Origin of the sequence: Escherichia sp. B1147 (assembly GCF_001660175.1) — a bacterium.
GTDB lineage: Bacteria > Pseudomonadota > Gammaproteobacteria > Enterobacterales > Enterobacteriaceae > Escherichia > Escherichia whittamii.
This window is the reverse complement of the sequence record NZ_LFHY01000013.1, coordinates 179,157-192,755: the sequence shown is the minus strand read 5'-3', so window position 1 is coordinate 192,755 and position 13,599 is coordinate 179,157. Positions and strand designations below refer to the sequence as shown.

At 50.1% G+C, this 13,599-nt stretch carries 14 protein-coding genes; 6 read left to right on the top strand and 8 right to left on the bottom strand.

Features of this window, described 5'->3' with window-relative positions; translation table 11 throughout:
- The first annotated feature begins 31 nt into the window (after window positions 1-31).
- Both A9180_RS13755 and ptrB read left to right on the top strand, forming a co-directional pair.
- Window positions 32-688, top strand: a complete 657-nt coding sequence (locus A9180_RS13755) for a tellurite resistance TerB family protein (protein WP_064529265.1) — start codon at window positions 32-34, stop codon at window positions 686-688.
- Between the two features lie 208 nt (window positions 689-896).
- Window positions 897-2,957: an oligopeptidase B gene (gene ptrB / locus A9180_RS13750; RefSeq protein ID WP_064529264.1), complete on the top strand. Its 2,061-nt coding sequence runs from the start codon at window positions 897-899 to the stop codon at window positions 2,955-2,957.
- Here ptrB and exoX read toward each other — a convergent pair.
- The 3 genes from exoX to holE all read right to left on the bottom strand — a co-directional run bounded on the left by exoX (window position 2,954) and on the right by holE (window position 4,628).
- Window positions 2,954-3,616 (bottom strand): exodeoxyribonuclease X, encoded by a 663-nt coding sequence (gene exoX, locus A9180_RS13745; protein WP_064529263.1) that lies wholly within the window; start codon window positions 3,614-3,616, stop codon window positions 2,954-2,956. The genes ptrB and exoX overlap by 4 nt on opposite strands.
- A 24-nt stretch (window positions 3,617-3,640) precedes the next feature.
- A complete protein-coding gene (yobB, locus tag A9180_RS13740; RefSeq protein ID WP_064529262.1) occupies window positions 3,641-4,297 on the bottom strand; it encodes a carbon-nitrogen hydrolase family protein YobB in 657 nt (218 codons plus the stop codon).
- Between the two features lie 100 nt (window positions 4,298-4,397).
- On the bottom strand, window positions 4,398-4,628 hold the full coding sequence (holE, locus tag A9180_RS13735) for a DNA polymerase III subunit theta (protein WP_000916763.1): 231 nt from the start codon (window positions 4,626-4,628) through the stop codon (window positions 4,398-4,400).
- A gap of 138 nt (window positions 4,629-4,766) precedes the next feature.
- Between holE and yobA the strand changes: the two genes are divergently transcribed.
- The 4 genes from yobA (at window position 4,767) to pphA (ending at window position 7,433) form a co-directional block, all read left to right on the top strand.
- Entirely contained in the window at window positions 4,767-5,141 is a 375-nt protein-coding gene (gene yobA, locus A9180_RS13730) for a CopC domain-containing protein YobA (protein WP_064529261.1), read from the top strand.
- 3 nt (window positions 5,142-5,144) lie between these two features.
- Complete coding sequence (gene copD / locus A9180_RS13725; RefSeq protein WP_064529260.1) at window positions 5,145-6,017, top strand: copper homeostasis membrane protein CopD; 873 nt, start codon at window positions 5,145-5,147, stop codon at window positions 6,015-6,017.
- A gap of 13 nt (window positions 6,018-6,030) precedes the next feature.
- The gene (locus A9180_RS13720; RefSeq protein ID WP_074399571.1) at window positions 6,031-6,372 is read left to right on the top strand and encodes a YebY family protein; all 342 of its coding nucleotides are present in this window, start codon (window positions 6,031-6,033) and stop codon (window positions 6,370-6,372) included.
- 404 nt (window positions 6,373-6,776) lie between these two features.
- Window positions 6,777-7,433: a protein-serine/threonine phosphatase gene (gene pphA, locus A9180_RS13710; RefSeq protein WP_064529258.1), complete on the top strand. Its 657-nt coding sequence runs from the start codon at window positions 6,777-6,779 to the stop codon at window positions 7,431-7,433.
- Here the strand turns inward: pphA and A9180_RS13705 are convergent, their stop codons facing one another.
- The 5 genes from A9180_RS13705 to yebS form a co-directional block, all read right to left on the bottom strand.
- Window positions 7,434-7,625, bottom strand: coding sequence for a YebW family protein (locus A9180_RS13705; RefSeq protein ID WP_064529257.1), 192 nt, complete (start codon window positions 7,623-7,625; stop codon window positions 7,434-7,436).
- 105 nt (window positions 7,626-7,730) lie between these two features.
- Window positions 7,731-7,967, bottom strand: a complete 237-nt coding sequence (locus A9180_RS13700; RefSeq protein ID WP_002431586.1) for a YebV family protein — start codon at window positions 7,965-7,967, stop codon at window positions 7,731-7,733.
- A gap of 117 nt (window positions 7,968-8,084) precedes the next feature.
- A complete protein-coding gene (gene rsmF / locus A9180_RS13695) occupies window positions 8,085-9,524 on the bottom strand; it encodes a 16S rRNA (cytosine(1407)-C(5))-methyltransferase RsmF (RefSeq protein ID WP_064529256.1) in 1,440 nt (479 codons plus the stop codon).
- 79 nt (window positions 9,525-9,603) lie between these two features.
- The gene (yebT, locus tag A9180_RS13690; RefSeq protein ID WP_064529255.1) at window positions 9,604-12,237 is read right to left on the bottom strand and encodes a lipid-binding membrane homeostasis protein YebT; all 2,634 of its coding nucleotides are present in this window, start codon (window positions 12,235-12,237) and stop codon (window positions 9,604-9,606) included.
- Window positions 12,206-13,489: a membrane integrity lipid transport subunit YebS gene (gene yebS / locus A9180_RS13685; RefSeq protein ID WP_064529254.1), complete on the bottom strand. Its 1,284-nt coding sequence runs from the start codon at window positions 13,487-13,489 to the stop codon at window positions 12,206-12,208. The genes yebT and yebS overlap by 32 nt, the downstream gene beginning before the upstream one ends.
- Between the last annotated feature and the right edge of the window lie 110 nt (window positions 13,490-13,599).

Below are 13,599 nucleotides of genomic sequence, written 5' to 3'. Positions count from 1 at the left end.
TGCCATTAAAATGGTGAATTGAGGAGCAAACATGGCTAACTGGTTAAATCAACTGCAATCCCTTCTTGGGCAAAGCAGTTCTTCCTCTTCGTCTACAGATCAGGGATTGGGCAAACTTTTAGTCCCCGGCGCATTAGGCGGGTTGGCAGGACTGCTGGTTGCGAATAAATCAGCACGTAAACTATTAACGAAATACGGTACAAACGCGTTGCTGGTCGGCGGCGGAGCGGTTGCCGGTACAGTACTGTGGAACAAATACAAAGATAAAATTCGTGCGGCGCATCAGAACGAACCGCAATTCGGCACCCAAAGTACGCCGCTGGATGAACGTACAGAACGTTTAATCCTGGCCCTGGTTTTTGCTGCCAAAAGCGATGGTCATATCGATAGTAAAGAACGCGCTGCTATCGACCAGCAATTGCGTGAAGCTGGTGTTGAAGAGCAGGGGCGTGTACTTATCGAACAGGCAATCGAGCAACCGTTGGACCCGCAGCGCCTGGCCCAGGGGATTCGCAACGAAGAAGAGGCGCTGGAGATCTATTTCCTGAGCTGTGCGGCTATTGATATTGACCATTTCATGGAGCGCAGTTACCTGAATGCACTGGGGGATGCGCTGAAAATTCCCCAGGAAGTCCGTGAAGGAATTGAACGCGATCTCGAACAGCAAAAACGTACTTTGTCTGAATAATATATCACTCCGTATAGCCTGATATGTCGGTGTATCGGGCTATACAAAACCGCACAGCTATTTGAGCGAATTAATTTTCGCAGGCTACATCCTTTCGATTTTCACGCCATTACCTGTCATCATCTAAGCAATGACTACCCTGTTTCGCTTGCATCCCCGGTGAGTTTTGCCACCCTTATAAGATGTTTCAACCAGAAAGAACAATAACATGCTACCACAAGCTGCTCGAATTCCCCACGCTATGACGCTTCATGGCGATACGCGCATCGATAATTACTACTGGCTGCGGGACGACTCACGCTCGCAGCCGGAAGTGCTGGATTACCTGCAACAAGAAAATAGTTACGGTCATCAGGTCATGGCTTCGCAACAAGCCTTGCAGGATCGGATATTAAAAGAAATCATTGACCGAATACCGCAAAGAGAAGTCTCTGCACCTTACGTCAAAAATGGCTATCGCTACCGACATATTTATGAACCTGGTTGTGAATATGCTATCTACCAGCGTCAGTCGGCGTTCAGTGAAGAGTGGGACGAGTGGGAGACTCTGCTCGATGCGAACAAACGGGCGGCGCACAGTGAATTTTATTCAATGGGCGGAATGGCGATTACGCCCGATAACACGATTATGGCACTTGCAGAAGATTTCCTTTCCCGACGCCAGTACGGTATCCGTTTTCGTAATCTGGAAACGGGCAACTGGTATCCCGAACTGCTGGATAACGTGGAACCCAGCTTTGTCTGGGCGAATGACTCCTGGACATTTTATTATGTTCGCAAGCATCCGGTGACGTTGTTGCCGTATCAGGTCTGGCGGCATGCCATTGGCACTCCAGCATCTGAAGACAAACTGATTTACGAAGAAAAAGACGATACCTTTTATGTCAGCCTGCATAAAACGACATCGAAACACTATGTGGTTATTCATCTTGCCAGCGCCACTACCAGCGAAGTTCGTTTGCTGGATGCAGAGCTGGCCGATGCCGAGCCGTTTGTCTTTTTACCGCGTCGCAAAGATCACGAATACAGTCTTGATCACTACCAGCATCGGTTTTATCTGCGCTCCAACCGCAACGGCAAAAATTTTGGCTTATACCGTACCCGCATGCGTGATGAGCAACAGTGGGAAGAGTTAATCCCGCCGCGCGATAACATCATGCTCGAAGGCTTTACGCTGTTTACTGACTGGTTGGTGGTTGAAGAGCGTCAGCGTGGATTAACCAGTCTGCGGCAAATCAACCGCAAAACGCGGGAGGTTATCGGCATTGCCTTTGATGATCCGGCTTATGTCACCTGGATTGCCTATAACCCGGAACCTGAAACTTCACGATTGCGTTATGGCTATTCCTCCATGACCACGCCAGATACTTTGTTTGAGCTGGATATGGATACTGGCGAGCGTCGGGTACTAAAACAAACGGAAGTTCCCGGTTTCGATGCGGCGAATTATCGCAGCGAACACTTGTGGATCACCGCTCGTGATGGCGTCGAAGTGCCTGTTTCGCTGGTCTATCATCGCAAGCATTTCCAGAAAGGCCACAACCCGCTGCTGGTATACGGATATGGTTCTTACGGCGCAAGCATTGATGCCGATTTCAGTTCTAGCCGCCTGAGTTTGTTGGATCGCGGTTTTGTCTACGCCATTGTCCATGTCCGTGGCGGTGGTGAGCTGGGGCAGCAATGGTACGAAGACGGTAAATTCCTGAAAAAGAAAAATACCTTTAATGACTATCTCGATGCCTGCGACGCATTGTTAAAACTGGGCTACGGTTCACCTTCACTCTGTTATGCGATGGGAGGCAGTGCTGGCGGTATGTTAATGGGCGTTGCAATTAATGAGCGCCCCGAGCTATTCCACGGCGTGATTGCTCAGGTACCGTTTGTTGATGTAGTAACAACGATGCTTGATGAGTCGATTCCTCTTACTACCGGCGAATTTGAAGAGTGGGGAAATCCGCAGGATCCGCAATATTATGAGTATATGAAAAGCTATAGCCCGTATGACAATGTCACCGCCCAGACGTATCCGCATCTGCTGGTAACGACCGGTTTACACGACTCACAGGTGCAATACTGGGAACCGGCAAAATGGGTGGCTAAGTTGCGCGAGCTTAAAACTGATAACAATCTATTACTGCTTTGTACCGACATGGATTCAGGGCATGGCGGTAAATCCGGGCGTTTTAAATCCTACGAAGGCGTGGCAATGGAATATGCTTTTCTGATAGCCCTGGCGCAGGGGACATTACTAGGCCAATCAGCGGTTTAAGCATTCTCCAGATAATGCTTCAAGGTTAAACGTAACTCCGGGCTCATGCTGTCAAGGTTGTTAAATAACCAGCGCAGATAGCCCGGATCGCGCTTTGCAACGTCTGATACGGCTTTGCCGCGATACTTGCCAAACGTGAACGTCGTCAACAACGACGGACGCCCGGTGATATCCGCCATTTGCTCCGCTGTCCAGCCGGATGTGTTCATAATATCGATAAGCAGGGCTGCGGTAATATAGCAATCATACAGCGCGCGGTGGTGATGCAAACCCGATGGTGTCTGGACATTCAGCTTGCGTGATTTATACAGCGCCATATTGCTGTACTTGATTCCTGGCCACAAACGACGAGCCAGTTTCATGGTGCAAATCCACTCTCCGGGCATTTCTGGCAATACCCGGCGGTCAAAACTGGCATTGTGGGCGACATACCATTCGCTACCGTAATAGTGTGGGATAACTTCTTCAATCCACGGTTTGTCGGCAACCATGGACTCTGTAATACGGTGAATCGCCATGGCTTGTGGGCTGATGGGGCGGTCGGGACGCACCAGGTGGCTCATAGGGTTGACGATTTTCCCGTTAACAACATCAACAGAGGCAATTTCAACGATCCCTCCCTGCAAACCGCAGGTTTCTGTATCGATAATGCGCAACATGGTCATGCTCCAGGAAGAAAACGCCTAGCGTAATGGAATGATATCGCCTTGCCAACCCTGCGAAGAGCGCTGACCAACCAACAAAAGCGAACCGCGATCGGCGCGGACGATAAGGCGACCATGTTCGTCCCACAGTGCGCTGTTACCGCGGGCGTTCGCCATTAGTACGGCGATGGAGTATTGATGTGAGAAAAACTCTAAGCGTCGGGTCGAAGCCATTATGTCAGGTTCACCGATGCATTGCCCGGTTGTAAAAAGTGAACAAGTCGGGTCCATGTCAATACCTTCCGGTTGTCCATCCACTACAGTGATGGTTTTAGAAAGCTGATCCAGACATGCACCATGACTTTGATGATAAATTCCTGGCGTTTTCATCCAGGGGGCGAATACTGCAATACCGCGAATAAAACGCTCATTATATTCAACGGGAAGGCCCGCAATAATGGTCATTCGCGTGGTTGTTGCTGCATAACAAAGCGGGTCTAAAAGCGAGAGGTCGGGTGGAGACGGAAGCGCACGTCGTTTGTAATCACATCCCAGTAGAGAAAGCGAGGGAAAAACCAACAGTTCGCACTGGTGTCTTGCGGCAGCCCTCACGAACTCCAGATGATGGGCTACCTGTTCAGTGAGTGAAGCATTACGAGGCTCATACTGCGCTGCTGCAACTTTCCAGTACGACATGATGACTTCCTTTTCATAGTGTCTGCGAATAGTGGTGAGTATGAGAAAATACTTATAATTTAGCAGGCACCATGTAAGAAAGTGTAACTTAATATAAGATTTATTTAAGTTTGGGCTCGTAAGGTAAACGTGACAGATTTACAGAGGCGAGACGGTGGGCGATAAGGCGCTCACGAAACCAGCTGCGCAAGTGTTCAGGTTGTTCACGTTCAACGGCTTCAGCAATCACCGGCATATTGTACCGTTCTTTAAATGCTACTCCGGCAGCGGCCAGATCGACATTTACTTTATCCATTTCAGTTTGATCCAGTTTGGCCAGATTCTTCAGCATGCTGTGTCTCCTCGTTAATTGCGGGCAAAAGTTACTAAGAGTCAGCCAGGATGGCAAGCCTGAATTGATGATCCTCGACTCTCTCATTAGACAAGGTTATGCTCTGTAAAAAACTCATTACAAAAAGGAATAGATAATATGGTTTCAACTGCGCGTTCTCTTCGTCATACACTGGCAATAATTGCCGTTTCGCTGGCGGCGCCTTCCGTCTGGGCACATGCGCATCTGACGCACCAGTATCCCGCGGCGAATGCGGCGGTGACCGCTGCCCCACAGGCCATTACTTTAAATTTCTCTGAAGGTATTGAACCTGGATTCAGTGGGGCCAAAATCATCGGCCCAAAAAATGAAAATGTTAAAACATTACCCGCGAAGCGTAATGAACAAGACACAAAGCAATTGATCGTTCCGCTTGCCGACGCTCTGAATCCCGGAAGTTATACCGTTGACTGGCATGTCGTTTCGGTGGATGGGCATAAAACCAAAGGGCAGTACACCTTTACTGTGAAATAAAGCATGCTAGCGCTTACCTGGGTCGCATTGCGATTTATCCATTTTATCTCTCTGATGCTGGTTTTTGGCTTCGCGATGTACGGGGCATGGTTGGCACCAGTGACAATTCGTCGATTATTGACGAAGCGTTTTTTGCGTTTACAACAGCAGGCAGCTGCATGGAGTTTGATCAGTGCCGCAGCGATGTTCGCCGTTCAGGGTGGGTTGATGGGCGCGGGATGGCCAGATGTAGTTTCGCTGAGTATCTGGCTGTCGGTGTTACAAACGCAGTTCGGAGGCGTCTGGCTCTGGCAAATCGTTCTCGCACTCGTTACGTTGACCGTCGTCCTGATGCAACCACGGAATATGCTGCGGTTACTGTTTATGCTGATCTCCGCGCAATTTATCCTGATGGCGGGGATGGGACACGCGACATTACATGAAGGATTAACCGCAAAAATTCATCAGACCAATCATGCCGTACATCTTATCTGTGCTGCAGCATGGTTTGGAGGGCTACTGCCGGTTATCTGGTGTATGCGCCTGGTGAAAGGGCGCTGGAGAAGCCACGCCATTCATGCGCTGATGCGTTTTTCCTGGTGCGGACATTTTGCTGTCATTGGCGTGCTGGTGAGTGGTGTGCTCAATGCATTATTAATCACGGGATTTCCCCCCACGCTTGCCACTTACTGGGGCCAACTCTTATTGCTCAAAGTCATACTGGTTATGATTATGGTGGTCATCGCGCTGGCAAATCGTTATGTCCTGGTCCCAAGAATGCGGCATGACGAAGTCCGGGCAGTTCCCTGGTTTGTATGGATGACTCAACTCGAATGGGCGATAGGTGCGGTGGTACTGGTGATTATCAGCCTGCTTGCAACTCTGGAACCGTTTTGATGGATTACGATAAATGATGAAAAAAAGTATATTGGCGTTTTTGTTGCTCACCAGTTCCACAGCGGTGCTGGCGGCTCCTCAGGTGATTACCGTCAGCCGTTTTGAAATTGGCAAAGACAAATGGGCGTTTAATCGCGAAGAAGTGATGTTGACATGCCGACCGGGTAATGCGCTGTATGTCATTAATCCCAGCACCCTGGTGCAATACCCTTTGAACGATGTTGCGCAAAAAGAGGTTTCCAGCGGGAAGACTAAGGCCCAGCCTATTTCAGTGATCCAGATTGACGATCCCAACAAACCTGGTGAAAAAATGAGCCTGACGCCATTTATAGAACGAGCTGAAAAACTCTGCTAATTACCTGAATTAGCCTTTTGATTTCCCAAAAAAACGCCGGGGATCTTTTATCAGACCGGGCGTTTTTTACTTTTTAAAGGATGATAAAGACGCTTTTTTCTGACCACTTTTCATGTGGACTGGAAAACCTGGCGTCGTCATCTATTCTTAAAGGGCAAGGCAACTAAGCCTGCATTAATGCCAACTTTTAGCGCACGGCTCTCTCCCAAGAGCCATTTCCCTGGACCGAATACAGGAATCGTATTCGGTCTCTTTTTATCTATAAAGCCAACGGATGAATACATCACTGTTTTCCCTGTGCTGACTTCACAATCAACCATAACACACACTCTACTGCTTCAGTCCAGCCTTTTTTAACATTTATGTTAAAATAATGTGACCTTCTGCGCGGGAGTAAAAAATTGATGAAAGAGGCAGGCCGCACCTATCAGAAAATTGATGGCAGCCATTGGCGACATATCTGGTTGGTAGGGGATATTCATGGCTGCCTTGGGCTACTGCGTATCAAATTATGGCACTGCCGTTTTGACCCGTGGCAAGACTTATTGATCTCGGTAGGTGATGTTATTGATCGTGGTCCGGAGAGTTTGCGTTGTCTTCAACTACTGGAGCAACGCTGGGTTAGAGCGGTAAGAGGTAATCATGAGCAGATGGCGATAGATGCACTGGCCGCGCAGCAGATGTCTTTATGGTATATGAACGGTGGCGACTGGTTTGCTGCGCTGACAGATAAACAACAGAAGCAAGCAGAAAGGGCACTCGAAAAATGCCAGCATTTGCCTTTTATTCTTGAATTAAACAGTTGCACGGGCAAACATGTTATTGCCCATGCTGATTATCCAGACGACATTTATCAATGGCAAAAGGAAGTCGATTTGCACCAGGTATTGTGGAGTCGTTCGCGATTACGTGAAGGCCAAAAAGGGCAGGGAATTAGCGGTGCTGACCATTTCTGGTTTGGCCATACGCCATTACCTCATCGTGTAGATATTGGAAACTTGCATTATATAGACACCGGCGCCGTCTTCGGAGGGACACTCACGGTGGAACAACTCCAGTAACTAAAAGTTACTGTACTCCTGTGCGGGCCGCCAGAACCCATCAATAAAATCCTCAACAGGAAAGCAGCCACCGTGGCGGATCCGTTGATCGTCCATTGAGTAGATGCACTGCTGTTCCGTGTTGTAAACGTCAACAACAATATCTTCACAGCCAGCGTCCAGATAGCAAACAAAAAGTACCAGCGCGAACATTTCATCCTCGAAGTGTGGTGCCGTACCGTTAAGTTTAGGAGAGTATTTTACTTCGGGGAAATAACCAGAATAAATAACCCGCCATGCCGACGGGTTCTTTTTGGATCAGGCAAGACGCATAATCCAGGCATCAGACTTTTGATCGTAGCGGGTACGGTACAGGACAGAGTGTTCGCCGTTCAGTAGAGCTGGAATGCTGGTTTCGGCGTCCCAGGCATCCAGTTGCATACACAAATCGGGGTCAGATTTACAAGGAATCGTTAATGTTCGATCGCCTGGCGATTCGCCGTGTAACTCACCGTCATCGATTTCAAAAGCGCCTATGCGCACACTGGTTTTCATCTTCGTGCTCTCCGTTTATCTGCCGGTTGTGGTACGACCAGTCCGATCGCACCATTTTTCAGCGTAGTCAAGGCAGTGAGATTCGCCAGTCAAAACGTGCGCTTTTTTTGTGCGCAGTCAGGCGTTACCAGTAAACAGTTTTCCGTCACGTACCAGTTCCCGTGGGTAACTGTTTTTCAGTCGCGAGCCAATACGTTTGGCTAAACCTATTGGCTGATGCTGGAAGGTTACCAGCACATCATCTGTAGTTGGCGCGGTTTGCGGGTAAACATCGCGCCCGCGATACCACTCTTCCGCTTCCTGTGGTGTCAGTTCAAACGCGTTAGCATGGGCGACTGAGGCAAGAGCAATGACAGCTTCATGCTGCCAGCGATAACCTTTGTTATGCATTTCGGCAAGCTTAATTCCCAGACGGGAAAACCGGACTTTACCGATCAACGCTTCAATGCCCACCGGGAATAACCAGAGTTCTTTATCGCGCTGCCAGAGGCGCAGATTTTCATCCCAGTTTAAGCCGACACTCGCAGCTGCCTGCCGAATTTGTGCGGATTCGCGATCTTTCACAGGGCTAAAAGGGAAATTACCCACTTTGTATTTCGGCGCGGGTAAGGCAGGAATCGACTGTGTTTTGCGCAGACGGGCAACGAAGAAGCCTTCGCAGTCGTAAATTTGTGGGAAAACGTGCAAAAAGCCTTCTTCGGTCAGCGCCTTGTCCGCGCCTGGGAAGAGATTGCCAAGCGGTAAAAACTCTACTGCGTCGGGGTAAGTCTCTTTCAGCCACAGACAAACGGCTTCGTTTTCTTCCTTGTTTAAGGTACAGGTTGAGTAGACCAGCGTACCGCCAGGACGTAATGCGTGAAAGGCACTGTCTATCAGTTCCCGCTGGGTCGCAGCAATTTGCTGATTGCTTTCCGGTGACCAGTTTTTCAGTGCGTCGGGATCTTTACGCACCACGCCTTCGCCAGAGCAGGGGGCGTCCAGTAAAATGGCATCGAACATTTCTGGTAGCGCAGCACCAAAGACGCGGCCATCAAAATGAGTCAGCGCAACATTACTTATGCCACAGCGGCTGATATTGGCATGTAACACTTTTACCCGGCTGGCGGAAAACTCATTGGCAAGAATCGCCCCTTCGTTATTCATGCGAGCGGCAATTTGCGTGGTTTTTGAACCAGGCGCGGCGGCAACATCCATCATCCGCTGCGGGGAGTTACCCTCGGCAAACAACGCCGCAACGGGCAACATTGAACTGGCTTCCTGGATGTAAAACAGACCGCTTAAATGTTCAGCGGTACTGCCCAACGGCAATGTCTCTTCATCATCGCGTTCAATCCAGAAACCTTCATCACACCAGGGAATCGGCGTTAGCGTCCAGCCGTAAGACGCGGTTAATTGCAGGAAATCAGCAACGGAGATTTTCAGGGTATTTACGCGAATGCTGCGGCGCAACGGGCGCTGACAGGCGGCGAGAAAATCATCAAAAGAGAGCGCCGAAGGCATGGCTTCACGCATTTGCGTCAGAAAGGCGTCCGGGAAATAAACGGTTTGTTGGGCCACGAGTATGTACCACTGGCAAAAAAACAGGCGCGCAGTTTAGCATAAACGCTCCGGCGCAGGCACGCCGGAGCTATGTGGCTTATCGTGGCAGTGCCGTTCCCCATTCACGCCACTCTTTCGGTTCACTTTCCAGCAACAGGAAATGTTTGCCTTCCTGGGCTTTCGGTGCCAGCGGCGTGCCTGGCGGTGTGGCAAAGGCGATCCCGCCACGGATAAACTGATTAAAGGTGCCGGTTTTCACCACGCCGCCCGTCAGACCGAAGTCCAGACTGTAGCCCGAAGCTAGCCAGAAGACGGAGTTGTTACGCACCAGGTGCTGGTAACGTTTACTGATGCGCATCGCAATCATCACCCGATCCGACAATGTTCCCAGCGTCATTCCGGTGACTGTACCTACTTCCAGACCACGGAACAGTACTGGTGTACCAATACCTAACGAACCGACTTCGGGCGCTTCGACAATAATGCTTAAGCCATCAAGGTAACGAGAATCAGTAATGGTAGCTTCCTGCAACTCAAAGTCACGGCGAGGATTACCCCGACCTGGTTCGACGTTGATATACGGCTGGAGTAGCGTATCAAGATGCTCAACGCCTGCCGCTGAAATTTGCGGTGTGACCACCGAGAAGCGCGTACCACCGCGGGCGAAGGTCTGGACATATTCCGGATAGAGCACCGCTTTTGCCTGCACTTCATTGTGTGCGGTGATCAGATCCAGCGTCTGGATTTGCCCGATATCAATCCCGAGATAGCGAATTGGCATCCCGATCGCCAGTTTTCCGGCATCGAAAGCGTGGAGCGTAATCTGCCCACCGACCGCACGAGCGGCTGTTTCTGACGCATACAGAATTCGCTTATCGCCTTTGCGCTGACTGGCGCTGGCGCCGCTGAGATTATCGAAGCTGATGGCTCCCTTTAACGCCCGTGAAAGCGGTGATGCCTGAACGGTCAGGCCGCTGCCGTTAAGTTGAACTTTCGCGCCGCCTTCTGCCCAGAACACGCTGTTACTGGTCAGCAGGTTGCGATACTCCGGCTTAATATGCAGATCGATATCAAACGCGTTAGCTCGCGGACGTACGGTAATAACTTCACCGACTTCAAATTTGCGGTACAACACTACCGACCCTGCCTGCACATCCGGCAGCGTCTCTGCACTCAAACTCACGGTCGTTGTGGGTAAATCACTAAGACTATTTTCGAGGGCTTTTTCCAGATTGGCGTACAGTGGGTAGCTGGCTTTCATCTCACCTTTGTCGCCCGGCAGAATACGGATCCCGCCGTTGATCCATTCTGAGGCACTGGCACCGAGAAACTCGACACCATCCAGACCCACTTTCACGTCGACACGACTATTAACGACAAATTTGCTGTCGCCTTTTACCAGTGCGCGATGCTGGGGTTCGATAGCAACGGTAAATGTCACGCCTTTGCTGGTGAGTTTACGGTCGATAACCTGACCGACCTGTACGCCGTGAAGAATGAGCGGCTGACCGGCATCGATGCCATAGCTTTCTGGTGCCGTCAGGGTTAGCGTCAGAACATCCGGCTCTTGCAGCAGGGCTTTCTCGCCTGGCACAACAACAAACTCTTTGCGTGGTTCGCCATCACCAGGCACCAGTTCGAACGTTTTGCCTGTCAGCAGGGCGCTGAGGTTGGCATCGCTGAGGGATAATTTCGGATTACGTAATTCGATGCGGGTGTTTTCACGAAGCAGGGTGACGACGCTGGGATCAACGGTCATTTCCCCGGTGACTTTGCCTCCTGGGTTTAAATCCAGTTTGGTCAGTTGCCCGACTTCCAGCCCCTGGTACATGAGCGGCGTTGAATCGGCGCTTAATCCGACTCCACCTGGTAGATCCAGCTTTATGATCACCCCACGCTGGCTGTGGGCGAGATCCTCATACAGACCAAAGGTATCTTCCGGATCTGCAGGTTTCGACTCTTCTGGTGAATCAAAGGCAATTGCACCGTTAACCAGAGCTGCCAGGCTTTCCAGTTTCACCTTCGCGCCACTGATGCTGACATTGGCATCGACACCGGAAACGTTCCAGAAGCGGCTGCCTTTTTTCACCAAATCGGTGAAACGACGCTCAATCAGGACATCAATCACCACGCCTTGCTTATTGGGATTGATCGCATAGTCATAGACGCGTCCCACCGGGATTTTGCGGAAATAGACCAGCGATCCGCTGTTCAATGAACCGAGATCGGGGGCTTGCAGATGGATCATCAGATCACCATTATCCAGCCGATATTTTGGCTGGGTATCGAGCGCCACAAAGTGATCCTGCTCTTTACCTTTGCCCGGCATCATGCCGATATAGTTACCGCCGACCAGCGCATCCAGTCCGGAAACACCCGCCAGTGAGGCTTTCGGCGTCACCAACCAGAACTGCGTCTCTTCGCGCAGCGCATCTTTCATATCGGACTTGATACTGACCTTCACTTCAATCTTACGTAGATCGTCGCTGAGGCTGACATTCTGCACCGTTCCGACTTCAACGCCCTGATAACGAACAGGTGTGCGACCCGGGACAATGCCGTCCGCCGACATAAAGTCGATGGTAACGGTATTGCCCCGATCCTGATAACTCCCCCAAATTAGCCAACCGGCAATCATTAGCGCAATGAATGGCAACAACCAGAAAGGTGAGATACGGCGTTTAGTTTTAATTTGCGCTTCAGTCGTCGAAGCGGGCGTTTCCTGACTCATGTGCATCCCAAAGTAAGCGGCTGTCCAGCCATTCCACAGCAAGAATAGTCAAAATAACCGCTGCGCCGAAATAAAACGCAGCTGGTCCCATAGTAAAAGCAAGGATCTGATCGCGATTAATCAGTGACATGGTTAACGCAATGACAAACAGATCCAACATCGACCAGCGGCCAATCCAGGTCACTATCCGCAATAACATTATTCGCGTACGTAACCCCTGTTGGCATTTCAAGTGAATGCTCAACAATAAAGTGAACATAACAATCACTTTGGTAAATGGCACCAGAATACTGGCAATAAACACGATTCCGGCAACGGCAATATTGCTGTTCGCCAGCGACATAATCCCGGAAAGGATCGTATCTTCTTGTCGTCCGCCGTTCAGGTAAATGATCGAAATAGGAAGCAGGTTGGCAGGTAACAATAAGACAATTGAAGCCAAAAGCGCCGCCCAGCATTTTTGAATACTATGGTGGCGGCGCAGGCGAAGCGGGATATGGCAACGTGGACAGCGACCGCGCGGATCGGGGTAGCCGGTAAAGTGACAACCCAGGCAAACGCGTAATTTCTCGTCCCTACGCGTGGCAGAGCGCTGCGGATAAAATCGCTCCCACAGCTGTTCAACATTAAGATGTGACAATGTCACCGCTGTTAAAATCACCAGCGCGAAAAAAGCGAATAGCCCGATACCCGCCTGGATATGGGCGTAATCCTGTACCTTTATTGAAGCAACACCGATACCTACCAGATAGATATCCAGCATTACCCACTCTTTTAGTCGCTCCAGCATCAGCAACACCGGGCGTAAATTCATTCCCAGCCGATTGCCAAACCATAAATAAGCAATAGATGTCACCAGAATGAGAGGCGCGCCGATAACGCAGAAAAACACCATTGCGCCGGTTATCGCATCGCCCTGTTTGGTCATCTGCCAGATGCCTTGCACTACATTGGCGTCGATACGGATACCTAACAGCCAGATATGTAATAGAGGTTCGCCCCAGGCAAACGGCATTAGCAACAACATAGTAAAAGCCATTGCCGCCAGCCTTGTGAGCGACCAGTCACGTCCATCGCGAATTTTCGCCTGACAGCGCGGGCAATAGGCACTCTGGTGAGAATTTATCTCGGGCAGGCTAAACAGCATGTCACATTCCGGGCAACGTTGATAATCACCACGCGGTAGTTCCTCGCCAATTGCCCTCACTGTTATCTTTTTTGTCGGCGTAATTTGTGGGGTGTTAAGAGCCATGACATGCCAAATGTAATAAGAATTAACATTTATCTTAACCCATGATGGGAATGATCTTGAGCATTAACGCATTTAATGCTTATTTTAATAGGCTGGCAGTTCCAGGTAAG